Source organism: Amycolatopsis sp. CB00013, assembly GCF_001905755.1.
In the GTDB taxonomy this organism is placed as follows: Bacteria; Actinomycetota; Actinomycetes; order Mycobacteriales; family Pseudonocardiaceae; genus Amycolatopsis; species Amycolatopsis japonica.
The window spans coordinates 1,282,317-1,307,457 of sequence record NZ_LIWC01000002.1 but is presented as its reverse complement, the minus strand read 5'-3'; the positions used below and the strand labels follow the sequence as shown (position 1 = coordinate 1,307,457).

At 68.7% G+C, this 25,141-nt stretch carries 20 protein-coding genes; 13 read left to right on the top strand and 7 right to left on the bottom strand.

The window, feature by feature from the left end:
- Positions 1-104 precede the first annotated feature (104 nt).
- Entirely contained in the window at positions 105-620 is a 516-nt protein-coding gene (locus tag AMK34_RS16340; protein WP_073845896.1) for a hypothetical protein, read from the top strand.
- 44 nt (positions 621-664) lie between these two features.
- Positions 665-1,000 carry a hypothetical protein gene (locus tag AMK34_RS16335; RefSeq protein WP_037334159.1) on the top strand — a complete coding sequence of 112 codons (336 nt, stop codon included), beginning with the start codon at positions 665-667 and terminating at the stop codon, positions 998-1,000.
- On the opposite strand, the gene AMK34_RS16330 is transcribed toward AMK34_RS16335, so the two are convergent.
- From AMK34_RS16330 to AMK34_RS16320, 3 genes are all read right to left on the bottom strand, one after another.
- Positions 957-2,504, bottom strand: coding sequence for a glycosyltransferase family 87 protein (locus AMK34_RS16330; protein WP_073845895.1), 1,548 nt, complete (start codon positions 2,502-2,504; stop codon positions 957-959). The genes AMK34_RS16335 and AMK34_RS16330 overlap by 44 nt on opposite strands.
- A 72-nt stretch (positions 2,505-2,576) precedes the next feature.
- Positions 2,577-2,921 carry a hypothetical protein gene (locus AMK34_RS16325; RefSeq protein ID WP_038521907.1) on the bottom strand — a complete coding sequence of 115 codons (345 nt, stop codon included), beginning with the start codon at positions 2,919-2,921 and terminating at the stop codon, positions 2,577-2,579.
- 68 nt (positions 2,922-2,989) lie between these two features.
- Positions 2,990-4,057, bottom strand: a complete 1,068-nt coding sequence (locus tag AMK34_RS16320; RefSeq protein ID WP_073845894.1) for an ROK family transcriptional regulator — start codon at positions 4,055-4,057, stop codon at positions 2,990-2,992.
- Positions 4,058-4,112: 55 nt separating this feature from the next.
- Here AMK34_RS16320 and AMK34_RS16315 point away from each other — a divergent pair, with 55 nt between their 5' ends.
- Positions 4,113-5,162: a Gfo/Idh/MocA family oxidoreductase gene (locus tag AMK34_RS16315; protein ID WP_143202461.1), complete on the top strand. Its 1,050-nt coding sequence runs from the start codon at positions 4,113-4,115 to the stop codon at positions 5,160-5,162.
- Here the strand turns inward: AMK34_RS16315 and AMK34_RS16310 are convergent, their stop codons facing one another.
- The 3 genes from AMK34_RS16310 to AMK34_RS16300 all read right to left on the bottom strand — a co-directional run bounded on the left by AMK34_RS16310 (position 5,163) and on the right by AMK34_RS16300 (position 11,117).
- Positions 5,163-7,676, bottom strand: a complete 2,514-nt coding sequence (locus AMK34_RS16310; protein WP_073845892.1) for a transglycosylase domain-containing protein — start codon at positions 7,674-7,676, stop codon at positions 5,163-5,165.
- 161 nt (positions 7,677-7,837) lie between these two features.
- Positions 7,838-10,216: a transglycosylase domain-containing protein gene (locus AMK34_RS16305; RefSeq protein ID WP_083649877.1), complete on the bottom strand. Its 2,379-nt coding sequence runs from the start codon at positions 10,214-10,216 to the stop codon at positions 7,838-7,840.
- A 487-nt stretch (positions 10,217-10,703) separates the two neighbouring features.
- A complete protein-coding gene (locus tag AMK34_RS16300; protein WP_037334179.1) occupies positions 10,704-11,117 on the bottom strand; it encodes a DUF5318 domain-containing protein in 414 nt (137 codons plus the stop codon).
- Between the two features lie 247 nt (positions 11,118-11,364).
- Here AMK34_RS16300 and AMK34_RS16295 point away from each other — a divergent pair, with 247 nt between their 5' ends.
- Together AMK34_RS16295 and AMK34_RS16290 are read left to right on the top strand one after the other, a co-directional pair.
- Positions 11,365-11,910, top strand: a complete 546-nt coding sequence (locus AMK34_RS16295) for a PadR family transcriptional regulator (RefSeq protein WP_005168208.1) — start codon at positions 11,365-11,367, stop codon at positions 11,908-11,910.
- 64 nt (positions 11,911-11,974) lie between these two features.
- On the top strand, positions 11,975-13,057 hold the full coding sequence (locus AMK34_RS16290) for an inositol-3-phosphate synthase (RefSeq protein ID WP_034314293.1): 1,083 nt from the start codon (positions 11,975-11,977) through the stop codon (positions 13,055-13,057).
- Positions 13,058-13,147: 90 nt separating this feature from the next.
- On the opposite strand, the gene AMK34_RS16285 is transcribed toward AMK34_RS16290, so the two are convergent.
- The gene (locus AMK34_RS16285) at positions 13,148-13,783 is read right to left on the bottom strand and encodes an HAD family hydrolase (RefSeq protein WP_073845890.1); all 636 of its coding nucleotides are present in this window, start codon (positions 13,781-13,783) and stop codon (positions 13,148-13,150) included.
- Positions 13,784-13,860: 77 nt separating this feature from the next.
- Between AMK34_RS16285 and AMK34_RS16280 the strand changes: the two genes are divergently transcribed.
- The 8 genes from AMK34_RS16280 to AMK34_RS16245 all read left to right on the top strand — a co-directional run bounded on the left by AMK34_RS16280 (position 13,861) and on the right by AMK34_RS16245 (position 24,948).
- Entirely contained in the window at positions 13,861-14,319 is a 459-nt protein-coding gene (locus tag AMK34_RS16280) for a MarR family winged helix-turn-helix transcriptional regulator (RefSeq protein ID WP_038521887.1), read from the top strand.
- The gene (locus AMK34_RS16275; RefSeq protein ID WP_038521885.1) at positions 14,309-15,526 is read left to right on the top strand and encodes an MFS transporter; all 1,218 of its coding nucleotides are present in this window, start codon (positions 14,309-14,311) and stop codon (positions 15,524-15,526) included. Before AMK34_RS16280 ends, AMK34_RS16275 begins: the two co-directional genes overlap by 11 nt.
- Positions 15,527-15,624: 98 nt before the next feature.
- Entirely contained in the window at positions 15,625-17,667 is a 2,043-nt protein-coding gene (locus AMK34_RS16270) for a PhoX family protein (protein ID WP_073845889.1), read from the top strand.
- 179 nt (positions 17,668-17,846) lie between these two features.
- A complete protein-coding gene (locus tag AMK34_RS16265) occupies positions 17,847-19,949 on the top strand; it encodes a PhoX family protein (RefSeq protein WP_038521879.1) in 2,103 nt (700 codons plus the stop codon).
- Positions 19,950-20,061: 112 nt separating this feature from the next.
- A complete protein-coding gene (locus AMK34_RS16260) occupies positions 20,062-21,672 on the top strand; it encodes a DUF7850 domain-containing protein (RefSeq protein WP_241832778.1) in 1,611 nt (536 codons plus the stop codon).
- Between the two features lie 32 nt (positions 21,673-21,704).
- Complete coding sequence (locus AMK34_RS16255) at positions 21,705-22,322, top strand: class I SAM-dependent DNA methyltransferase (protein ID WP_073845887.1); 618 nt, start codon at positions 21,705-21,707, stop codon at positions 22,320-22,322.
- 53 nt (positions 22,323-22,375) lie between these two features.
- Complete coding sequence (locus AMK34_RS16250) at positions 22,376-24,103, top strand: hypothetical protein (RefSeq protein WP_073845886.1); 1,728 nt, start codon at positions 22,376-22,378, stop codon at positions 24,101-24,103.
- A 158-nt stretch (positions 24,104-24,261) separates the two neighbouring features.
- Positions 24,262-24,948, top strand: coding sequence for an SDR family oxidoreductase (locus AMK34_RS16245; protein WP_073845885.1), 687 nt, complete (start codon positions 24,262-24,264; stop codon positions 24,946-24,948).
- Positions 24,949-25,141 lie beyond the last annotated feature (193 nt).

Below are 25,141 nucleotides of genomic sequence, written 5' to 3'. Positions count from 1 at the left end.
CTACTCGCGCGGGAGATCGTTCCCTCTCCAGCGGGAGGCCCGCCCGCGCGGGCGAAGGAAGGCTCGAATCCAGCCGGGAAACACCCGGTACTGGAGGGAAAGCCATGATGCTCAAGGCCAAGATCGCCGCCGTCGCAGTGCTCGCCGTCGCCGCGGGAACGCTGGGGGCGACCCAGGCGACGGCGGCGCAGGCCCCGCCGTCCGGCTCGGTCGTCCTCGGGTCGGCGGGCGGTCCGCTGACGTTTCCGGGCTACGAAGGCGATCCGGTCCGGTTCGACTTCGCGGCCTTCGGTGATCCTGGGAAGTCCTCCGGCCGGTTCCACGTGAATCATCTGACCAAGGACGGAAAGCCGTTCGCCGATTTCGAAGGCAAGGTCGACTGCGTCTCGCGTGACGGCGACCTCGCGATCCTGACCGGCGTGATCGAACGCGCCGACATCCCCGCGCTCCCGGTGAACCTGGTCGGGCGCCGGGTCGGTTTCTCGGTACGGGACGTGCCGGGCGGGCACGACCGGATCGGCTGGAGCTGGGCCGTCGGCGGCTTCGATCAGGACGTCGTGCGCTGCACGGCCCCGATCCCGTTCTTCGCAACGAGCACGGGCGGCTACCTCGTGCGCTGAATCGGCTTGACCCTCTCGCCACGGGAGGGTCGAGTCTTGGCCGCATGAAGAATCGGACCGTGTACCGGGCGGAGGACGGCGAGCACGTCGGCTACGTCGTCCCCGCGCCGGAAACCCGTTGGCAGGCACTGACCGTTTTCGGCTACCCGCTCGGCGGGCCCGCCGCCTTCGACGACTCCGTCGCGTTGCTGGAGGCGGAAGGCCTGGCCATTCTCGCCGAGCGCTGGTCGGTCAGGCACGGCGAAGACTGGTTCACCTGCAGGCTGGTCGAAACCTCGCCCGAAGCCGTCGTCGTGCGGATCGAAGACTTCGGCGCCGAGGATTTCGGCAAGCACATCAGGCTCGAACGTCCTGGACCTGAGGTGCTGAAGCGTGCTTGACCGCGCGTAGGTCGGGGGCGCCGTCGAGGAATCCGCCGATCGGATCGTCGTCCCCGGCGGCGCGGACCGGGTCTTTGCGTGGCTGGTGGATGTCGCGGATCACCAGCGCGCAAAGGCCGACCACCGCCAGGTCGCGGACCACGACGGCGCCCAGGAACCAGTCCTGGGGCAGGCCTTTGTTGTCGACGCCGAGGTAGTACATCATCCGCGGCGCCCAGACCAGCGCGTCGAGGATCATCCAGCCGAGCAGCAGCCGCCAGCGCGGGATCGCGAGCACCGCCAGCGGGACCAGCCAGAGCGAGTACTGCGGGCTCCACACCTTGTTGGTGAGCAGGAACGCAGCCACCACGAGGAACGCGAGCTGACCGAGCCTCGGACGGCGCGGCGCCTTCAGCGTGACGTAGCCGATGCCGACGCAGGCGGCGAGGAACAGCACCGCGACGACGGCGTTGAGCACGACCGGTGTCTCGCCCGTGGCGAGTTTCCCGTCGAAACCGGCCCAGCCGGAAAGATGGGAGATCACGTTGTAGAGCGAGTCCGGGTCCATCGGGCGTGCCGTGTTGAGCCGGAAGAACTCCCACCAGCCGGTCGGCGCGGCGAGCGCGAACGGGACGTTGACCACGACGAACGTCGCCACGGCGAGCCCGGCGGCGAGCGCCCACTGTTTGACCTTGCCCGCGCGCAGGCACAGGAAGAGCAGCGGGATGAGCAGCAGCAGCGGATACAGCTTCGCCGCCGCGCCGAGCCCGAGCAGGAATCCGGCGATCTCGGGCCGTCGCCGTGCCCACGCGAGCAGTGCGGTCGCGGTGAACGCGGTCGCGATGGCGTCGAAGTTGGTGAAGACGTGCACCAGCACCAGCGGCGAGATCGCGACCAGCGCGGCGTCCCACGGGCGGCGTTTCAGCGATCGGCCGGTCGCCCACACCGTGACCAGCCAGGCCAGCGCGAGCCACAGAGCCGAGATGTTGAAGTAGACGGCCACCGGGAGCGCGCCGGGCAGCCAGCCCGCTTCCGCGACCGAGAGCCAGGCTTCGGTGAGCTTCGCGTTGATCCACTGGAACAGCCCGGTCGCCACCGGGTACTCCATGTACCGCGTGGTCTCCTTCGCCGTTCCCGCGTTTTCGGTCCACGAAGTCACGTACGGGAAGGTGTCGGAGTTGTTCAGCCGCTCGGAGCTGTAGAGCGGGATGATGTCCGAGTAGCACATCGCGACGAACGGGCGGCCCGCCCGCCAGTCGAGCTGATGGGCGCCGGAGTCGTCGGTGTACTGCTGGATGCACGACGCCTTGCCGAACCACGAGAGCACCAGCGCGAGGCAGGCCAGCAGCAGCCCGACCCGCTGCGGCGACCAGAACCAGTGCCGCCCCACGGCCGCGTGCTCGCCGAGCGGGCCGCCGATCGGGCGGGTGGCCGCGGCCACGAGCGGTTCGTTCCAGCTCGGGATGACCCGCTCGCCGGGGGTGAGGGAGAGCGGAGCCTCGGGCTGGGTCGTCTGGTCGGACACGTGGCGGATGTTAGCGCCTATCCGGGTGACCACCCGGTGATGTCGCCGCTCTCGGAGAACCCGGTCGGCGATCTACTGGTGTCCGCAGGCCCACTTCCAGGTGGCGTCCCCGTAGGCCTTGGCCGCGGTATCGGGGTCCTTGCCACGAGCCGGCATCGCTGTCCGGTCGGCCATTTCAGGTGTCAGAACGGTGCGGGCGAGTCCGCTGATCGCGAGCGCGGATCCCGCGCTGCAGAAATTCTTCGCCGCCTCGAACATCTCGTCGTAAGTGTGCGGCGAGTTCGGTACGAAACCCGCGCCCTTCATCGCGCCCGTCCATTCGGCCTTGGGATCGGGCGGGGACACGGCGGTGCCGCATCCGGACAGCAGAACCCCGCAGGTCACGGTGATGGTCGCGATGATCGCCCTGGCGCGCAACTGACTCCCTTTGCTCCGAATGTCGATGCAAGGTCGTCACGGGAGCTTCGTCCGTTACAAGCCGGTTCCTAGGTGATGTCGCCGCTCTCGTAGAACCCGGCCAGCACCTCCGCCGCCGCGCCGAACGCCACGACGTCGTCGCCCATCTCGTCGAGGTCGACCTGGATCCGTTGCCAGTGCGGCAAAGGCAGGAGCTCCCGCAGTCGCGCCGCGACGGTGTCGCGGTACACCTCGGGCGCCGCGCGGACCGAACGTCCGGTCAGCACGACACGTTCGAGGTCGAGCACCTGGACGAGGTCGGCGAGCCCGATCGCCAGCAGGCCTGCCGCCTCTTCCGTGGTCGCCGCCGCGTTGTGCAGCACCTCCACGCAGCCACGGCGGCCGCACGCGCAGCGCGGTCCGTCGAAGGCGAGCGTCGTATGCCCGAACTCGCCGGCGTTGGTCCGCGGCCCGCGGTACAGCCTGCCGTCGATCAGCAGGCCGACGCCGATCCCGGTGCCGACGAGCACGACGGCGGTCGCGGCCTGGTCGCCCTCCGGCCAGTGTTGTGCGAAGGCGGCGGCGTTGGTGTTCTTGTCGAGCCGCACGGGCAGCCCGGTGTGTTTCGCGAGCAGGTCGCGCAGGGGCACGTGGTGCCAGCCGGGCATGTTCGTGGCGTCCCGGACCACTCCTTCGTGGTGATCGAGCGGGCCGACGCTGCCGACGCCGAGGCCGAGGACACCCTCGACGCCGTCGCTTAGCGCTTCGGTCGCTTCGCCGAGGGCGGCAACGGCCTGATCGGGGGTGAATCCGGGGGCCAGCGGCCCGCCGCGCGACGCGATGATCTTCCCGGTCAGGTCGGTCATGACCACCCGGAAGGAGTCCCGGTCGAGCTGGGCGCCGAGCGCGTGCCGGGCGTTCGCGCGGACGCGCAGCAGGGTGCGTGGCTTGCCGACACCCGCCGCGGGCTGGCGTTCTTCGTCCAGCAGGCCGGCTTCGAGCAGTTCGGGGACGATCTTCGAGACGGCTTGCTGGGTGAGCCGGGTGCGCTCGGCGAGTTCGACGCGGCTGAGGCCGCCCGCGCGCAGGATGTGCGTGAGCAGCAGTGTCCGATTGTGCTGGCGCAGGCCGCGCAGATTGACCCCGGTCTCCGGCATAGCGCGCATCCTGCCATGACTGGCTGATTACGCAACACTGTTGTTTAATGGGGTCATGGCTGATTTGCGAGTGGGGATCTTCGGATACGGCACCGGCGGACGCGTCTTCCACGCGCCGCTGGTCGACGCGACGCCGGGGCTGACCCCGGCCGCCATCGTCACCTCGAACCCGGACCGGGTCGCGCAGGCACGCGCCGACCACCCGGCCGCCGACGTGCTGCCGGACGCGGACGCGTTGTTCGCGAAGGCCCGCGAGCTGGACTTGGTCGTCGTCAGCACGCCGAACCGCACGCACGTCCCACTCGCGCTCCAGGCGATCGAGGCGGGTTTGCCTGTCGTCGTCGACAAGCCCTTCGCGCCGACGGCGGCCGAAGCGGCGAAGGTCGTCGAAGCCGCCAAGGCCAAGGGCGTCGGGCTGACGGTGTTCCAGAACCGCCGGTTCGACTCGGACTTCCTCACCGTCCGGAAGGTCCTCGAAACCGGCCGTCTCGGTGACGTCTTCCGCTTCGAGTCACGCTACGACCGCTGGGTGCCGAAGCCGCGGGACAACTGGCGCGAGTTCGGCGACCCCGCCGAGGCGGGCGGGCTCCTCTACGACCTCGGCGCGCATATCGTCGACCAGGCGCTGCAGCTGTTCGGCCCGGTCTCCGAGGTCTACGCGGAGGTCGACAGGCGCCGCGCCGGGGTGTCGGTCGACGACGACGCCTTCGTCGCGCTTCGGCACACCAATGGCGTGCGTTCGCATCTGTGGGCGTCCGCGCTCGCGGGCACCCGGAACCCGCGATTCCGCGTGCTCGGCGACAAGGCGACCTTCACCAAGTACGGCCTCGACGTCCAGGAGCCGCAGATCAAGGACGGCCTGCGGCCCGGCGACCCCGGCTGGGGCGTCGAACCGGAGTCGGACGCCGGCGTGCTCGGCGTGAACGACGACGTCGAGACCGTGCCCACCGAGGTCGGCCGCTACGAGGACTTCTACGCGCAGGTGCGCGACGCGCTGCTCGGCAAGGGCGGCTTCCCGGTCGATCCCGCCTCCGCCGTCGAGACGCTCCGGGTCATCGAAGCCGCTCACCTCGCGGGTGCCGAACGGCGCGTCGTCACCCTCTAGCTATTCGGTATCGCCTCTGCCGCCCCGGCCTGGAGGGCCTCCGTTGCCGCCCTCTTCGTTGTTCTCACTGGACGAAGGCGGGTTCTTCGAGCTCGAAGGCGGATCCTCTTCGTTCCGCGAAGACGAAGATCCGGTCGAGGGACCCGTCGACGGCGTGCCGGTCTCGGTCGAACCCTCGTCGTCGTCCGGCGGGGTCTGCGTCGACGGGACGGTGTTGCTGTCGTCCCCGCCGATGATCTTGACCTTGTCGAAGCGCTCCCCCGGTTTCCCGTTCAGGTACAGGGAAAGGAACTTCTGCCAGATCGGCCCGGCGATCGTCGAACCGAAGATCGACTTGCCGTTCTTGCCCTTCAGCGCCTTGTCACCGTCGCCACCGACCCACACCGCGGCCGAGATCGACGGCGTGTAGCCGACCATCCAGGTCTGCGAGTTGGCGTCCTTGGCCGACGCGGGCTCGCCCTGCCGGTAGGTGTGCTGCTGGGTCCCGGTCTTGCCGGCGCACTCGTGGTTGTTGGGGCACTTGAGCTTCGAGAACGGGATGACACCCTTGAGCGACTCGGTGACGTTGCCGGCGATCTGCTTGCTCTTGTCGGAGTCGTCGGCGAACGCAGGCTTCGCCTCTTCCGGAGCCGAGTACGCGGCCTCGTCCTGCGAGTTGGTCACCTTGACGATGAAGTGCTTGTCCCGGCGCTGGCCGTCGCCCGCGAAGGTGGCGTACGCGGCGGCCATGTCCTCCGGGGTGATGACCGTCTTGCCGCCGCCGAGCGCGATGTTGTTGTCGGCGAACAGTTCCGAGGTGCCGTCGGGGGCGGGTTTCACCCCGGCGTCCTTGGCGGCCTGTGCCACCGGCCCGGGTTTGGTCACGTTCACGACCATGTCGTAGAACACCGTGTTGGCCGACCGTTGCATCGCCTCGGACACCGTGCACTGCTGCGAACAGGTGCTGCCGGGACCGGCGTTCCGGATCGTCTGCTTCCCGAACTGCCGGTTGTTGGACCCGTCGAACGTCGAGTTGATACCACCCTTGCCGAGCTGCATGTACGCGGTGAGGTCGAACGGCTTCATCGACGATCCGGGGTTCTGTGGCGTGTTCGCCCAGTCCCGCCCCTTCTGGTCCTGGCCGTTGGGGCCCTTCACGATGGACGGGCCGCCGTAGTACGCCTTCACGCCGCCGGTCTTGGGATCGATCGCGACGAGCGCGTTGAGCAGGTTCTCGTCGGTCTGGCCCTTCATCCCGTCGGCCACCGCCTGCTCGGCCGCGGCCTGCGCCTTCGGGTCGATGGTCGTGTAGACCTTGTAGCCACCCCGGTAATAGACGTCGGCGGTGATGCCGTTCGCGGCGAGTTCATCCTTGACCTTGTCGCGGATGAACGGGTTGACCACGCCCGCCTGCTCCTTGTCGGTCTGCGGGATCGGCGTCGGGAACTGCAGGTTCGCGCGGTCGGCGGCGGAGAGGAAACCGTTCTGCACCATGCGGTTCAGCGCGACGGTCCAGCGTTCGTTCGCGACCTTCGGGTTCTCCGAGCGGCCCGGCTGCTGGATGAGGCCCGCGAGCAGTGCCGCCTCGGAGGCGTTGAGTTCGCCCGCGGGCTTGCCGAAGAACGACTGCGCGGCCGACTCGATGCCGTACGCGCCGCGCCCGAAGTAGATGATGTTCAGATACGCCGAGATGATGTCCTTCTTCTCGTACGTCTGGTTCATCTTGAAGGATTTGGCGAGCTCGGTCCATTTACGGGCGAGCGACGATTCGTCGTCCCCGCTGGCGACCTTGATGTACTGCTGGGAGATGGTCGAACCACCGCCCTTGCCCGCCGTCACCTGGTTGTAGACCGCGCGCAGGATGCCGCCGATGTCGAAACCGGAGTTGGTCTCGAAGGAGGCGTCCTCGGTGGCGATGACGGCCTTCTTGACGATGTCCGGGATCTGCTCCGGCGTCAGGATGTGCCGGTTGCCGCCCTTGGGGACGTCCTTGCCCATCTCGGTGTTGTCGGCGTAGTAGTACGTCACCGCCTGGCCCTGCGTGGCCGCGACGGACTGCGGCGACGGCACGTCGACGGCGAAGTAGGTGATCACGAACGCGATCGCCGGGATGACGACGAAGAGGCAGAACAGCGCGAGCAGCACCCGCCGGATGCGTCTCCACCGGCGCTTCTTGCGCTGGGCCGGGGTGAGGATCGGCTTCCCGTTCTCGTCGGTCTCCAGGCCGTACTGCTCATCGTCGTACGGCTCGTCGTAGCCGCGGTCGGCGGTGCCGTTGTGCTCGTGATGCGTGATGAGGTCCGGTTCGTGCTGCGGCGCGACCGGCGGCCGCTGCGGACGACGCGGGGGCGGCGGCTGCTGCTGGGACGGACCCTGGCGCTGCCACGGCGCTTGCCCCTGCGGGCCGGGACCCGGGCGCTGTCCGTATCCCGGGGGCGGACCGGCGGGACGACGGGGCGGTCCGGCCGGGCGTTGCGGACGACGGGCGGGGTCAGGGTCCTGACCTGGCCATCCGCCGTGGGGATCGTCGTTCACTGGGACGTCCTCCGAACCTTCCGTGGGTGAGCGCGGTCCTGCGGTCGCAGGTCTCCTTCTACTTAAGACGTATCGGATCGGTTCAGGTTCACCGATGCCACGAAAAAAGGTGTGCCGGGCGAGTGCCCGGCACACCTTTCGTCACGTGCTCAGCCCGATCGTCACGGATCTTCGCCGTTCGGGAACAACGGATCCGAAGTCCCCGGCCCCGGCCTCGTCCAGCTCGGCTTCGTGGGCTTGGTCGGTTTCGTCGGCTCCGTCTCCGTCGGCTCGGTGGGAGTCGTCGGCGTCGGGGTGGTCGTCGGCGTCTCGGTCGGCGTCGACGTCTCCGGCGGTTTCTGCGCCGTCGTCGTCGGCACGGACCGCGCGTCCTTGCCGATCGGCTTGACGCTCTCGAACTTCTCCGACGGCTTGCCGGTCATGTACCGGGACATGAAGTCTTCCCAGATCGGGCCGGCGATGGTCCGGCCGTAGACCGGCTTGTTGTTCTTGTCGTGCAGCGGCTTGTTGCCGTCGCCGCCGACCCACACCGCGGTCGAGATGCTCGGCGTGTAGCCGACCATCCAGGTCTGCGCGTTGCGATCGCGATAGCTCGCCGGGTCGCTGTCCTTGAAGTCGTACTGCTGCGTCCCGGTCTTGCCCGCGCACTCGTGCCCCTTCGGGCACTTGAGCTTCGAGTACGGGATGACCTCTTCGAGCGCGTCGGTGACGTTGCCGGCGATCTGCTTGCTCTTGGCGGCGTCGTCGCTGAAGGCGGGAGCGCCCTTGGGAGCGGTCTCGTCGAACTCGACCTCGTCCTGGGAGTTGGTCAGCTTCGCGACGAAGTGCTGCTTCTGCCGGACACCTTCACCGGCGAAGGTGGCGAAGCCGGCCGCCATGTCCTCCGCGGTGGTGACCGTGCCACCACCGCCGAGCGCGATGTTGATGTCGGGGCTCAGCTTCGCCTTGCCGCCGTCGGCCTCCACCATCACGCCGGCTTCCTTCGCGGCCTTCGCCACCGGGTCGATCTTCGTCTCGTTGCGGACCATGTCGTAGAACACGGTGTTCGCGGAGACCTTCATCGCCTCGGCGACCGTGCACTGCGGCCCGCAGTTGGAGCTCTCGCCCGCGTTCCGGATCGTGCGGCCGTCGAACTTCCGGTTGTTGGAACCGTCGAAGGTCTCGCCGAGACCCTTGCCCATCTTGAGGAAGGCGGTCAGGTCGAAGGCCTTGAACGCCGAACCGGGGTTGTGCGGCACGTTCGCCCAGTCCATCGCCTGGACGTCCTGGCCCTGCGCGTTCTTCGTCCAGTCCGGGCCGCCCCAGTACGCGACCACGCCGCCGGTCTTGGGATCGACCGCGACCAGCGCGTTCAGGATGTTCTCGTCCGTCTGGCCCTTCATCCCCTCGGCGACGGACTCCTCGGCCATCTTCTGCGCCTTGGGGTCGATCGTCGTGGTGATCTTGTAGCCGCCCTGGTGCAGCCGGTCCTGGTCGTAGCCGCGCGCTTCGAGCTCGTCGATCACGCGGTTGCGGATGTGCAGGCTCAGCGTCCCGGCGTCGTCGGCCTTCGCCTGCGCCTTCGGGATCGGCTTCGGGAATGTCGCGGTGGCGCGCGCACCCGGGTCGAGCCACTTGTTCGCCACCATCTGGTCCATCACGAAGGTCCACCGCCTGGTGGCGTAGGCCTCGTTCTCGGACTTGCTCGGGCCCTGGATCAGGCCGGCGAGCAGGGCGGCCTCGGACGCGCCGAGTTCCTTGGCCGGCTTCTTGAAGTAGGCCTGCGCGGCCGCTTCGATGCCGTTCGCGCCGCGACCGAAGTAGATGGTGTTGAGGTAGGCGGTGATGATCTCCTCTTTGGACATCTGGTTGTTCATCTTGAAGGATTTGGCCAGTTCGGTCCATTTACGCGTGAGCGTCGGCGCCTCGTTGGCCGTGGCCTTCTTGATGTACTGCTGGGAGATCGTCGAACCGCCGCCCTGGCCGCCGGTGACGTTGTTGTAGACCGCGCGCAGGATGCCGCCGACGTCGAAACCGGAGTTGGTCTCGAACGACGAGTCCTCGGCCGCGTACACGGCCTTCTTGACCACCTCCGGGACGTCGCCCGGCTGCAGCAGGTACCGGCTTCCGCCGCTGGCGGGCGCGATCTTGCCCATCGGGCTGCCGTCGGAGTACATCAGCGTGATCGGCTGGCTCTGCAGGCTCGCGACGCTTTCCTGCGACGGGACGTCCACCAGGAAGTAGGTGATGACGAACGCGATCGCGGGCACCACGACGAAGAGGCCGAACATCGCGTAGAGGACCCGGCGGATGATCCGCCAGCGACGCTTCTTGCGCTGCTTCGGCGTGAGGACCTTCTTCTTGCCGTCTTCTCCGTCTTCGGAGGGCTCGTCGTCATAGGCGTCTTCGCCCTCGGCGCCGAGCGCGGTGCTTTCGTGACGATCGTCATAGCGATCGTCGTACGGGTCGTAGCCGTACGGGTCTTCGGTGCCGTTGTGCGCGTGATGCGTGATGAGCTCGGGCTCGCGCTCGTACGGTTCCGGCTCGACCGGCCGGACCATCGCGGTCGCCTGGTCGGCCGGGGCCGGAGGACGGCGGTTGCCGGGCGGGGGCGGCGGCGGGCGGTGCCCGGCGGCACCCTGACGGGACCGCTGGTCACCGGCGGGGCCTCGCGCTCCCGGCGGCGGGGGACCCTGCCTGCGCGGGGGCATGCCGTTGGCACGACGCGGGGCCGCGGGACGGCGCGGCTCGTTGTCGGAGGGCCACTCCGGGCCGCCGGAGTCGCCGCCCGGCCACTGTGGCTCGTTCGCGGACCGTGGCGGGGCCGAGCGGGGGGTGCCGCTCGGGGGTGTCCGGCGCTGGGGGCGGCGCGGCGGTTCTTCGCTCGGCCAGCCTGGTTCGTCGGCTTCGCCAGGCCACTGGGCACGGCGAGGTGCATCAGGCTCCTGGCCAGGCCAGGAGCGATTGCGGTCGTCGTTCACGAATGGGCCTCCCAGACCGGCGCTTCGGGGGACGCCGCTCTGTGGTCAACTGCGTTTTCGATACCTGTCACTGACCCGCTGTCCTCTGCGACCGGGTCCGTGGCCGGGTGGTTCCCGGTTCTCCTGTTCCGAGGACGTAGGACCGCACCAAGTGGTTCCAGTGACAGCTCTGGCAGACCTCGACCTCGTAGACGGTGAACTCCGCGAAGAGCCCGTCCATCCGCGTCAGTTCCTCCGGCGTCTTGGCCGATCCGGCGGCGTGCTTGAGCTCGTCGCCGTACACCCAGGACACCAGGGTCAGTTGCTCCCGGTGGCAGACCGGGCAGTCCTGCTCGCCTGGTCGGCCGTGGAATTTCGCGGCCCGCAGGAGGTACGGGCCCGCGTCGCAGACGTCGTATGTGCCGACCCGTCCGGAGTGGACGCCCTTGAGCAGCGCGCGCCGCTGTAAGGCGTAGTCCACGACCTGCCGCTGGTTTCGCACGCCAACAGAGTACGGGCTCTTCCTGTGTGGTCCACGCCCCGTTCTCGGGGGGACGGTCCGCGCACGGTCGGACACGCCGACGATTCGATAACTCTCCGGTGAATTTCGTCCGGATCAGCCGGTGCTCGATCGGGTTAGCTACGCCACTTCGATGTATCGGCGCGATATAGTGGGCCGGTAGGTTGACCGAGCCGGTCACGGTGGCCAACGCGACCGGTCGCGGTTTGTTCCCGGAAGGGGGTGCGGTGTGCTCGAGCTCGCGATCTTGGGGCTGCTGCACGAGACCCCCATGCACGGTTACGTGCTGCGCAAACGTTTGCATGAGACGCTCGGGATGTTCCGGACGTTCTCGTACGGCTCGCTGTACCCGACCTTGCGCCGGTTGCTTCGCGCCGGTTACCTCGTCGAGGAGCTCGAAGAGGTGGAAGACCGGGCGTGGGCGCGCCGGGGCAAGCGGGTGTACAAGCTCACCGCCGAGGGCAAGGAACGGTTCGCCGAACTGCTCGGCGACGCCGGGCCGCAGACGTGGGACGACGAAGGCTTCGGCGTCCACCTGGCGTTCTTTTCGAGGACACCGGCCGACGTCAGGATGCGAATCCTGGAAGGCCGTCGTCGTCGGGTCGAGGAACGCCGAGAAGGACTTCGGACGGCAATGGCGCGGGCCGAGGAGAAGATCGACCGCTACACCCGTGAGCTGCACCGGCTCGGGCTGGAGTCCAGTGAGCGGGAGGTGCGCTGGCTCAACGAGCTGATCGCGCACGAACAGGCCGAGCAGCGCGGACCGGAGACCTGAGGCGCTCCGGCGGTCCTCGCTGCGCATTACCTACAACTGTTGGACTAATGAAGGAGAAACCGGCATGGGCGAGAACCGCCGCGTTCGGGTGGCCATCGTGGGCGTCGGCAACTGTGCGGCCTCACTGGTCCAGGGCGTTCAGTACTACCGCGACGCGGATGCCGGCACCCGCGTGCCCGGGTTGATGCACGTCGTGTTCGGCGAGTACCACGTCCGCGACATCGAGTTCGTCGCCGCGTTCGACGTGGACGCCAAGAAGGTCAGCCGTGACCTGTCCGAGGCGATCTTCGCCAGCGAGAACAACACCATCAAGATCGCCGACGTGCCGCCGCTGGGCGTCACCGTGCAGCGCGGTCACACCTACGACGGTCTCGGCCGCTTCTACCGCGAGACCATCGAGGAGTCCGACGAGACTCCGGTCGACGTCGTCGCCGCGCTGCGCGAGGCCGAGGTCGACGTGCTCGTCTCCTACCTGCCGGTGGGTTCCGAAGAGGCCGACAAGTTCTACGCGCAGGCGTGCATCGACGCCGGTGTGGCGTTCGTCAACGCGCTGCCGGTGTTCATCGCCTCCGACCCGGAGTGGGCGGAGAAGTTCCGCGCGGCCGGCGTCCCGATCGTCGGTGACGACATCAAGTCCCAGGTCGGCGCCACCATCACGCACCGCGTGCTGGCGAAGCTGTTCGAAGACCGCGGCGTCCAGCTCGACCGGACGATGCAGCTCAACGTGGGCGGGAACATGGACTTCCTGAACATGAAGGAGCTGGAGCGGCTCGAGTCGAAGAAGATCTCGAAGACCCAGTCGGTCACCTCGCAGGTCGACCGCGAGCTCGGCAAGGGCAACGTCCACATCGGGCCGTCCGACTACGTGCAGTGGCTCGACGACCGCAAGTGGGCCTACGTCCGCCTCGAAGGCCGTGCCTTCGGCGACGTGCCGCTGAACCTGGAGTACAAGCTCGAGGTGTGGGACTCGCCGAACTCGGCGGGCATCATCATCGACGCCGTGCGCGCCGCGAAGATCGCGAAGGACCGCGGCATCGGCGGCCCGATCCTCTCGGCTTCCTCGTACTTCATGAAGTCGCCGCCGGAGCAGTACGACGACGCGACCGCCCGCGACGAGGTGGAGAAGTTCATCGCCGGCGAGGCGTGACCCTCCCGGTCGCGCTAGGAACGGTCCTTTCCTTGCAAATTTTGCAAGGAAAGGACCGTTCCTAGCATTCGAGGGGCCGCTTAAACCCCTTCAGTCCTCCTGAAGCGCCGACGGCAGGTCCGTGATCACCGGGACCACCGTCGTCTGCTCCAGCACCGCCGGATCCGGCGGGAAATGCGGATTCGGCACCGCGTACACCGTCATCCCCGCCGCCAGTGCCGCGCGCAGCCCGTTCGTGGTGTCCTCCACGGCCGCGCAGTTCTTCGGCTCCGCGCCCAGCAGCTCGGCCGCCTTCAGATACACGTCGGGCGCCGGCTTCCCCGCGCCGACCTGCTCAGATGAGACCGCCGTCGGCACCGGCAACCGCGTGATGTCCAGGAATGCCTTGATCAGCAGCGGCGGCGACGAGCTCGCGATCGCCACCGGCCAGTGCTTCGCGACTTCGCGGACGACGCCCGGCGCGCCCGGGATGATCGGCGGCTTCTCCGCGTACCGCCGCGCCATCCGGTCGATCACCAGCTGCGCGACGTCCGAGGGCCGGAGCTGGACGCCGAGGTCGTGCGCCAGGTAGGCGGCCCATTCCGGGGTGCTCATCCCCTGCATGGCCCTGGTCGATTCCTCCCGCCAGGTGCCGTGGAACTCGTGGACGACCGCCCGGCGGACCTCGTCCCACATCTTTTCCGAATCCACCAGGACACCGTCGAGATCGAAGATCACCGCTTCCACACCCTCAACCCTAGGCGCTGGAAACCTGTGCGGCAGATTACTTAGCCATGCTCAGTAATTTTAGTTAGCATGGCTAAGTGACCACGAAAGTCGCCGATCTCGCCCACCGGCTCCGCCCGCTGGTGTTCCGGCTGTACTACCTCGTCCGCCGGGAGACGCCGCAGGTGCAGCTCACCCTCACGCAGGGTTCGGTGCTGTCGGAGCTGCTCAACGGCGGGCCGCGCCGGATGAGCACGCTCGCCGACCTGGAGCGGGTCCGGATGCCGACGATGACCGACGTCGTCCGCCGTCTCGAACGGCTGGGCCTGGTCAGCCGCCGTCGCGATCCCGCCGACGGCCGGGCCGTGCTCGTCGAGGTCACCGAGGTCGGGCAGCGCTTTCACCGGCGGTTGATCGTCGCGAGGGAGGAGTTCCTCCGCGAGCGGCTCCTCGAACTCGACGAGACCGACCGCATCGCGATCGAAGCCGCGCTCCCCGCCCTCACCAGGTTGCTGCACGAAGACAAGAAGGAGGAACTGATCCGCGATGAGCGCTGAGCCCCACTCGAGCCTGTTGGACGCCGTCAAAGGACAACCCAAACAGGTATGGATCACCGCGTTCGCCGCGGTCATCGCGTTCATGGGCATCGGGCTGGTCGACCCGATCCTGCTGTCGATCGCGGAAGGCCTGAAGGCGACGCCGTCCGAAGTGACGCTGCTGTTCTCCAGCTACCTCGGCGTCCAAGCGGTCGCCATGCTGGTGACCGGCGCGATGAGTGCCCGGTTCGGGGCCAAGCGGACCGTGGTCGTCGGGCTGACGCTGGTCGTCGTCGCCACCGCGCTGTGCGCCGCGTCTGGATCGATCGAACAGCTCATCGGACTGCGCGCGATCTGGGGGCTCGGCAACGCCTTCTTCATCGCGACCGCGCTTTCGGTGATCGTCGGCGCCGCGACCGGCGGCCAGGCGGGCGCGATCCTGCTGTACGAAGCCGCGCTCGGGGTCGGCCTCGCGGTCGGCCCGCTGCTGGGTGCCCTGCTCGGCAGCATCTCCTGGCGCGGCCCGTTCCTCGGCACTTCGCTGCTGATGCTGTGCGGTCTGGTGCTCTGCTCGATCTTCCTGACCGGTGACGCGAAGGAGAAGCGGCCGAAGATCCGCCTGCTCGACCCCTTCCGCGCGCTCAAGCACGGCGGGCTGCTGCGCACCTCGATCGGTTCCGCGCTCTACACGGCCGCGTTCTTCGTGGTGCTGGCCTGGTCGCCGTTCGTGCTGGAGTGGAGCGCCGTCGCCGTCGGCCTGATCTTCTGCGGCTGGGGCCTGTCGGTCGCCGTCGCGGGGGTGGTGCTGGCGCCGAAACTCGCCGCGAAGCTGGGCGAACGGCACGCGACCGTGGTCGCCGTCTTCGGGTACGCCGTGCTGCTGCTGATCATGGCGATCCCGAGCAAGCCGGTGCTGGTCGTCGGCATCATCCTGTCTGGTCTGGTGTCCGGCCTGCTCAACACGCTCTTCACCGGCACGGCCATGTCGATCAGCGGTGCCCCGCGTCCGGTCGCGAGTGCCGGGTACAACTTCTGCCGCTGGCTCGGCGGCGCGGTCGCCGCGACCGTCGTCGGTCACCTGGCCGAGTGGTTCGGCGCGAAGCAGGCGCCGTTCGTGATCGCCGCGGTCCTGTGCGTGCTCGCCGGAGCCCTGTTGACGATCCGCGAGAAGACCGCCGACCCGCACACGATCCCGGCCGAAGCGGTCCTCGTCGGCGAAGAGATGTAAATCGGAACAAAAGGTGAACACCGGACCAACGAGGGGTTTCCTCTCGTTGGTCCGGTGCCCTAGCGTCGACCTCCCGAACTGCAGATACGGAGGTCCGCGTGAAGTTCCTTCCGTTACTGGCCGGCCACTCACCAAGCCGGGCGTCAGTGACTTGTACCTATCGCTGTGGCGACGCGTGCTTCCACGACGCGCCGAACACGTCGGACAACCCCACCTTCGCCGACGTGCTCGGCGCGGTGAGCCGCCGTGGCGCGCTGAAGGCGACGGCCGTCGTCGCACTGGCCGCCGGGACGCCGCTCGCGCTCGCGGCGCCGGCGTCCGCCGCTCCCGAGGGGCGTCCGAAACCGCCACCCGGCACCGACTACAAGCGGGTCCAGCCGAACACGCTCGACGCCGTCGTGGTGCCCGAGGGCTACGAGCAGGGCATCGTGATCCGCTGGGGTGACGCGGTGCTGCCCGGCGCGCCGGAGTTCGACTTCGACCACCAGACCGCCGAGGCGCAGGCGAAGCAGTTCGGCTACAACTGCGACTTCGCCGCGCTGTTGCCGCTCGACCACTGGGGCCTCACGTCGCTCCTGGTCACGAACCACGAGTACACCTCGGAAGAGTTCATGTTCCGCGGTTACGACAAGGACAACCCGACCGAGGAACAGGTCAAGATCGCGTGGGCGGCCCACGGGCTGACCGTCGTCCAGGTGTCGCGCGGACGCGACACCGGGCACCTGCGGCCGAAGATGTCCCGCTACAACCGGCGGATCACGCTGCACACGCCGTTCAAGGTGACGGGCCCCGCCGCGGGCAGCGATCTGCTCAAGACCGCCGCCGACCCCACCGGCACGGTGGTGCTGGGCACGATGAACAACTGCGCGGGCGGCGTCACGCCGTGGGGCACGATCCTGTCCGGCGAGGAGAACATCAACCAGTACTTCGGGAACGCCGAAACGGTGACCGATCCCGTGAAGCGCAAGCGCTACGCGCGGTACGGCATCAAGGGCACCGCCACCACCCGCAAGTGGGAGCGGTTCGACGCGCGCTGGGACATCGCCAGGGAACCTAACGAGGCCCACCGCTTCGGCTGGGTGATCGAGCTGGATCCGAACGATCCCGACAGCACCCCGGTCAAGCACACGCATCTCGGGCGGTTCAAGCACGAGACGGCGAACATCCGTGTCGCCAAGGACGGCCGCGTGGTCGCGTACTCCGGCGACGACGAACGCTTCGAGTACATCTACAAGTTCATCTCCAAGGGGCGCATGAAGCCGGGCGACAGCGCGCATGCCCGGCGCCACAACATGACCCTGCTCGACGACGGCACGCTCTACGTCGGCCGGTTCACCGGCGACAGCCCGGTCTCCGAGATCGACGGCACCGGGAAACTGCCGTCGGACGGCGAATTCGACGGCGGTGGCGAGTGGATCCCGCTGGCGTCCGGGAACAAGTCCTTTGTGGACGGAATGACCGCCGAAGAGGTGTACGTCTTCACCCGCGAGGCGGCCGACCGGGTGGGCGCCACGAAGATGGACCGTCCCGAGGACATCCAGGCCCATCCGTACACCGGCCGGATCTATTGCGCGCTCAGCAACAACGTCGAGCGCGGCAACCCCGGCAAGGAGGGCGCCACCGAGCCCAACCCGCGGCTGAACAACAAGCACGGCCAGGTGCTGGAGCTCGAAGAACGGCGCGGGGACGCGCTCGCGCTGACGTTCAGCTGGCGGCTTTTCCTGGTGTGCGGCGACCCGGCCTCGCCGGACACCTATTTCGCCGGCTTCCCCAAGGATCAGGTCTCGCCGATCTCCAGCCCGGACAACGTGGCCTTCGACCGGCACGGCAACCTCTGGATCTCCACCGACTCGGCGGGTGCCCTCGGCATCAACGACGGCCTCTACTCGGTGCCGCTGGAGGGCCGCAACCGCGGCGAGCTGAAACTGTTCCTCACCGTGCCCCGCGGCGCGGAGACCTGCGGCCCGATCGTCGAGCGGAAGATCGTCACGGTCTGTGTCCAGCATCCGGGTGAAGTCGACGGCGCGAACGCCGACAAACCGGCCTCCCATTGGCCGGACGGCGGCGAAAACCAGCCCCGTCCCTCGGTGGTGGCGGTCTGGAAACCGGGCAGGCACGGGCTGTCCGACATCGGCTCCTAGTCGAAAAGCAACGATCTAGCAGTACTTTTGGTCGATGGCGCGCTGCCGGGTCCGGCAGCGCGCCATCGCTCGTTCGCGCGCTGTTCATCTTCTGGCCAGGGCCGGATCGTTTTGGTCGCTTACCGTCACGGCGTTCCCCCGACTGGACTACGTGTACCCACCGCGACCATGGAGGCCCTGTGTCCTTCGAGCCTCAGCGGCTCCTGCCGTTGATCACCTCCCACCCCGGTGGCCGCTCCGCGGTCACCTGCGAGTACCGCTGCGGCAACGCGTGCGCCCACCCCGAGCCGAACACGTCGGACAACGAGTACTTCGGCGACGTCGTCAAGAACATGCTTTCCCGTCGTGGCGCGCTGAAGGCGAGCGCCGTGCTGGCCGCGACCGCCGGTGGTTTCGCCGCGCTGTCCGGTACGGCCGCCGCCGAGACCCCGGCTGACGTCTCCGCCGCCGGCCACGGCAAGCCGGGCCGCCCCGGGCGTCCGGTGCCCGGCACCGACTTCGAAGCGGTGCCGCCGAACACGCTCGACGCCATCACCATCCCCGAGGGTTACGACCAGCGCGTCGTCATCCGCTGGGGCGACGCGGTCGAATTCGGCGCCCCGAAGTTCGACTTCCGCAAGCAGACCGCGGCCGCGCAGGCGAAGCAGTTCGGCTACAACAACGACTTCGTCGGCCTGATCCCGCAGGATCCGCTGGGCATCCGCAACCTGCTGGTGGTGAACCACGAGTACACCACCGAGGTCCACATGTTCCCGGCCGACCAGTACGACCCGGCGAACCCGACCGAGGAGCAGGTCAAGATCGCGTGGGCCGCGCACGGCCTTTCGGTCGTCCAGGCCTTCCGCGACCCGATCGGCGGCGCGCTGCGCACCGTGCCGAGCCCGTTCAACCGCCGCATCACGCTGAACACAGCCTTCGAGGTGCGCGGCCCGGCGGCGGGCTCGAAGTTCCTCAAGACCTCCGCGGACCCGACCGGCCGCAAGGTCTTCGGCACGCAGAACAACTGCGCCGGCGGCGTGACCCCTTGGGGCACCGTGCTTTCCGGTGAGGAGAACGTCAACCAGTACTTCGCCAACGCGGCGAGCGTCACCGACCCGGTCGCGGCCGCGCGCCTGAAGCGGTACGGCTTCTCCGGTGCCGCCAGCACCCGTAAGTGGGAGCGGTTCGACAAGCGCTGGGACCTCGCGCAGGAGCCCAACGAGGCCAACCGCTTCGGCTGGGTCGTCGAGATCGACCCGAACGACCCGAACTCGACGCCGATCAAGCACACCGCGCTCGGCCGGTTCAAGCACGAGGCCGCGAACGTCAAGATCACCAAGGACGGCCGCGTCGCCGTCTACTCCGGTGACGACGAGCGCTTCGAGTACATCTACAAGTTCGTCTCCAAGGGCAAGTACAAGCCGGGCAAGAGCGCGCACGCGCGCCGCCACAACTCGGCGCTGCTCGACGAAGGCACCCTGTACGTCGCCCGCTTCACCGGCGACAGCCCGGCCGCCGAGATCGACGGCACCGGCAAACTGCCGTCGGACGGCGAATTCGACGGCGTCGGCGAATGGATCCCGCTGGCCGCGGGGAACCAGTCCTTTGTGGACGGTTTCACCGCCGAAGAGGTCTACGTGTTCACCCGGCAGGCTGCGGACAAGGTCCAGCCGACCAAGATGGACCGGCCCGAGGACATCGAGCCGAACCCGGTCAACGGCCGGATCTACGCCGCGCTGACCAACAACAGCCAGCGTGGCCCCGCCGGCAAGGCGAACGTCGACGAGCCGAACCCGCGGCCGAACAACCGCAACGGCCATGTCCTCGAATGGGAAGAGGACCGAGGCGACGCCGCGTCGACGAAGTTCTCCTGGCGGCTCCTGCTGGTCTGCGGTGACCCGAAGACGGCGGACACCTACTTCGGCGGTTTCCCGAAGGAGCAGGTCAGCCCGATCTCCTGCCCGGACAACGTCGCGTTCGACCGGCACGGCAACCTGTGGATCTCCACCGACGGCAACGCGCTCGGCTCCCACGACGGGCTGTTCTCGGTGCCGGTCGACGGTCCGGAACGCGGGCACGTCAAGCAGTTCCTGTCGGTCCCGGTCGGCGCGGAATGCTGCGGCCCGGTGGTGACCGACCACCTGGTGCTCGTCGCCGTGCAGCACCCGGGTGAGGACGCGGACAGCTCCGCGAACCCGACGTCGCACTGGCCGGACGGCGGCACTTCGCAGCCGCGGCCGGCGATCGTGTCGGTGTGGAAGAAGGGCCGCTGGGGCCAGGTCGGCCGCATCGGCGTCAAGTAGTGCCTTCCGGCGCCCCGATCACTCTCGGCGAGACTTGTTCTCCCTGATCGGGGCGCCGGACGACACCGTTCGGTGATGACGGAAGCCGGTCGCGCTCATTAGCTTCAGCCCTGTGAAAAGGGCACTGGTGTTCATCGCGGCAAGCGCGCTCGTCTCCGGCTTCGTCCCTTCGTACGCGCAGGCGACGACCGTCCCGTCCGGCTGCACCGGCGGCGCCGCGCCGAACCCGAGCGTCGAGCAGGGCAGCCCGCCCGCCGGATACACGTTCAGCCCGGCCGCCCCGGTGCCACCGGGCACGCCGAGGAGCAAGCAGCCCCGGCTGTCGACGGCGAGCGGCTACCAGCCCGATGGCGGCAGATACGCCCTGATCGCGACCCCGGACAAGATGGTCAGCACCGCCTACGCGGCGCTGAAGTTCGTGCCCGGCGCCGTCTACACGCTGACCGACTGGACCGGCACGAACGTCCAGCGCACGGACGCCGTCCAGGAAACAGGACTGCGGTTCTACGACGGTTCCGGCAAGGTCGTCCTGGAGAACAAACTCAAGGTCACGCACGCCGTCGAAACCGACGGCGCGCTGGCGCGGCAGGACTTCCCGCCGTCCACCGCCCCGCCGTCGGCCGGCTCCGTGAAGTTCTTCGCCGCCACCGACCGCAACTGGGTCATGTGGGACTGCGTCCACCTGCAGGTCGCCTCGTTCTCGGCGAAAGCGGAGGTGCGGGATCCGGCGAGCGGCGCCTGGGGCGCCACTGCCACCATCGAGGCGGGCACCACCGCGAACTACCGGTTCACGGTCACCAACGACGGCACCACGACGCTGACCGACATCAAGGTCGACGACCCGTACTGCGACGTGAAACCCGCGCCGATCGCGAGTCTCGAAAGCGGCAAGTCCGCGACCGTCACCTGCGACCACAAGAACGTCACCGAAGCGGACAACGGCCACGTCAGCACCGTGACCGTCTCCAGCGGCACCCTGCCGAAGAAGACCGCGACCACCACAATCAAGGTCACCCCGCCGCCCGCGATCGACGAGATCGGCGAGTTCGTCTGGGACGACGTCGACCGGAACGGCCTGCAGGACGCCGGGGAGCCGGGCGTCCAGGGCGTGAAGGTGACGCTGAAGGACGCGTCGGGCAAGGCCCTCGGGACGATCACCACGGACGCCGGCGGCAAGTACCGCTTCACCAAGCTGAAGGACGGCATCTACCAGGTCTGCTTCGACATCGGCGGGCTTCCGTTCACGTATACGGCCAAGGACGCGGGCGACGACACGAAGGATTCGGACGCCGACCCGGCGACCGGCTGCACCGCGACCACCACCGTCGGCCCGCGTAAACGCGTCGACCTGACGCTCGCGGCGGGACTGAACGCGCCGACGAGCAGGCTGGGCGACTTCGTGTGGCTGGACAAGGACAAGGACGGCCTCCAGAGCCGCGACGAACTCGGCGTCCCGGACGTGAAGGTGACTTTGAAGGACGCGTCGGGCAAGGAGGTCGGCTCGGCCTTCACCGGGCCGGACGGGCGGTACGCTTTCGAGCGCCTGGCTCCGGGCTCGTACCAGGTGTGCTTCGACGTCGGCTCGCGTCAGCTGACCCGATCCGGCGCCGCGCACCACGACGGCACGGATTCGGCGGCGGATCCCGCGACCGGGTGCACGCCGGTGGCCGCGGTGGGGGCGCCGGAGGATCTGACCAGGGACGCCGGGCTGCTCGAACCGTGAATTGTCGGTGGGTGCCGCTAGCGTCGCCCACCGTGACCACTCATCTCGACGCCACCCGCGAGTCCTACGACACCGTCGCCGAGGATTACGCCGCGCTGATCGGCCCGCGCTTCGACCAGGAGCCGATCAGCCGCGCGATGCTGGCCGCGTTCGCCGAACAGGTACGCGGCCCGGTCGCCGACGTCGGTTGCGGTCCCGGGCACGTCACCGCCCATCTGGCGTCGCTCGGCCTCGACGTCACGGGTGTCGACTTGTCGCCGAAAATGATCGAAGTGGCTCGTCGGCAGTTCCCTGACCAGCGGTTTTCCGTCGGCTCGATGACGGCCCTGGAGTTCCGCGACGGCTCGTTGGACGGTCTCGTCGCCTGGTGGTCGATCTTCCATCTGCCGCCGGAGGTGCTTCCCGAGGCGTTCGCGGAGTTCCGCCGCACGCTCGCGCCCGGAGGCCGTCTGCTGGTGGGATTCCACGTCGGCGACGAGCGGCTGAGCCCGGAGACGGCGTACGGCCACCCCGTCAGCTACGACGCCTACCTGCTGGATCCCGGCCGGATCGCCGACCTGCTGCGTCTGGCCGGTTTCGAGGTCGCCGCGCGGCTGATCATGGAAGGGAGGAAATGGCCACAGGCCTGTCTGTCCGCCCGGGCGGTTTGACGCGCGGGCCGCGGACCTGATCTCCTGCGCACGCAACCGAGCCGGGCGGGGCCATGACGCAGACGAACACGACCACGGGTGAGAACACGCCCGACTGGCCTTCGCGCGCCTGGTTCCGCCGGCCGTCGACCTGGACGTGGTTCGGGTTCGGCCTGGTGCTGATGGTCTACGCCGACCTGGCCTGGCGCCGTCGCTGGATGAGCGACGACGGGCTGATCGTGCTGCGCACGGTCCGCCAGATCCTCGCGGGCAACGGGCCGGTGTTCAACATCGGCGAACGCGTCGAGACGAACACCAGTCCTTTGTGGACGGCGGTGCTGAGCGTGCTCGGGCTGATTCCGGGCGTGCCGCTGGAGTGGATCTCCGTGGTCACCGGACTGGTCTTCTCCGTCGTCGGGCTGTTTTTCGGCCTGGACGGCGCCCGGCGGCTCTACCAGCCGCTGGCGTTCCATGGCCTCGCACCCGCCGGGGCGCTGGTGGTCTGCGCGCTGCCGCCGTTCCGAGACTTCGCGACGTCCGGGCTGGAGACCGGCCTGATCACTCTGTGGCTGGGTGGCACCTGGTGGCTGCTCGTCCGCCGTGCGTCCACAGTGGACGATCTGCGCATCTGGCCGGTCGCGCTGGTCGCCGGTCTCGGGCCGCTGGTGCGGCCGGATCTCGCGCTGTTCAGCGTCGTCGCCTTGGTGGCGCTGCTCGTGCTGCTGCGGCCGGGACGTCGTCGTGCGCTGGGCCTGCTGGCCGTGGCGGGCGCGCTCCCGTTGGCGTATCAGGTGTTCCGCATGGGCTACTACGGTCTGCTGACGCCGAACACCGCCCTGGTCAAGGAAGCGTCGGAGGCGAACTGGGCCCGCGGCTGGGCTTATCTGGTGGATCTCGTCCAGCCGTACTGGCTGTGGCTCCCGCTGCTGGTGCTCGCGGTCGCGGCCGCCACGGTTTCGTCCACTGTGGACAAGACGTTCGTGGTGCTCACCGCGGTCCCGCTCGTCGGCGCGGTGCTGCTCGCGGGGTACGTGATCCGCGTCGGCGGGGATTTCATGCACGGGCGCATGCTGCTCCCGGCGCTGTTCTGCCTGCTGTTGCCCGTGCTGGCCTTGCCGGTGACGAGGCTGACCGTGGCATTCCTGGTCGTCGTCGGGATCTGGGCGTTCGTGGCCGCCGCGTCGCTCCGCCCGGCGTCCTCGGCTTCTCCGCGCGCCGTCGGCGTCACGGACGAGCGGTCGTTCTGGTCGCGATCGATCGGGCACGAACACCCGGTCCTGGCCGGCGACTACGCCGACCACCCGTTGATGCCGTCGGCGCTGGAGGCCGTCCACGGTGTGGTCGGCCCTGCGGTGCTGGTCCAGGACTACGCGACCAGGCGCTGGTACGCGTACCCGACGGACCGGCCGTACGTCACCGTCGCGGCGGACAGCATGGGCGCCCTCGGCCTCCTGATCCCGCTCGATGTGCGGCTGCGCGACGGCTACGGCCTCGCCAACCCGTTCGCCGCGCATTCGACGTCGCTCCCCAACGGCCGCCCCGGTCACCAGAAATGGCTGCCGCCGGTCTGGGAACTGGCGAACTCCGCCCGCCTCCCGATCGCCGAAGGCGGCCCGGCCCGCGCCGAGGACGTCGCCGCCGCCCGAGCCGCACTCGACTGCCCTGCCCTTCGCGCGATCGACGCTTCGGTGCGCGACCCGCTCACCGCCGCCCGCTTCGCGGACAACTTCGCCGGTTCCTTCACGCGCGGCTCCGTACGATTCCCGCGGGTCGCGACCCCTCCCGTCGTGTGCGCCCCCTGATCACGCGAGTTCGCCCTCCAATCACGCGAGTTCGCCTTCTAATCACGCGAGTTCGCCTTCTAATCACGCGAGTTCGCCTTCTAATCACGCGAGTTCGCCTTCTAATCACGCGAGTTCCGCTTTCGAGCACATGAGACCGCCGTACTAGCGTGGCGGGTATGGCTGATCTCCCCCTGGCTCTCGTCACCGGTGCCACCCGCGGCATCGGTGCCGCGACCGCCCGCGCGCTCGCTCCGACCCACCGGTTGCTGCTCGGCGGTCGCGACGCCGACGCGCTCGGCGAACTCGCGGAGACGCTGCCCGACGCGCGGCCGTGGCCGATCGACCTGACCGACGACGAGGCACTGGAAACCGCGACGGCCGAATTCGGCGCGCTGGACGTACTGGTGCACTCGGCGGGCGTGGCGCGGCTCGGCACGGTCGAAACCGCGACCGACGCCGACTGGCGGGCGAACTTCGAGGTCAACGTGCTCGCGGTCGTCACGCTGACCAGGCGGCTGCTGCCCGCGCTGCGTGCTTCGAAGGGGCATGTCGTCGTGATCAACTCGGGTGCCGGGCAGAACGCCCGCCCGGGCTGGGGCCCGTACGCCGCGAGCAAATTCGCCGTCCGTGCCTTCGCCGACTCGCTGCGGGAGGAGGAGTCCACGCTTCGGGTGACGTCGATCTACCCCGGCCGCACGGACACCGAAATGCAGCAGGCGATCATCGCCGACGAGGGCCGCGAGTACGAGCCGGAACGCTTCCTGCGCCCCGAATCCGTCGCGGCCGCCGTCGTCGCCGCGGTCTCCGCGACTGGTGACGCGCACCCGACCGAGGTGACCCTGCGGCCGCGGGGCCTGGTCTGACGCAGCTTCGCTCGCTCAGGTGTTCCCAATGTCCCGTTTGAGACGCTCAGCGTCCCAAATGCGACATTGGGAACCCCAGCACAGCCGCCCTAATGCCCCAATTTGGCATCAGGGCCACTCAACGTCCCCAATGCCACATCGGGCGCCTCAGCCCAGTTATCCACAGCCCCGCCCCATTGTGGACAACCAGCCC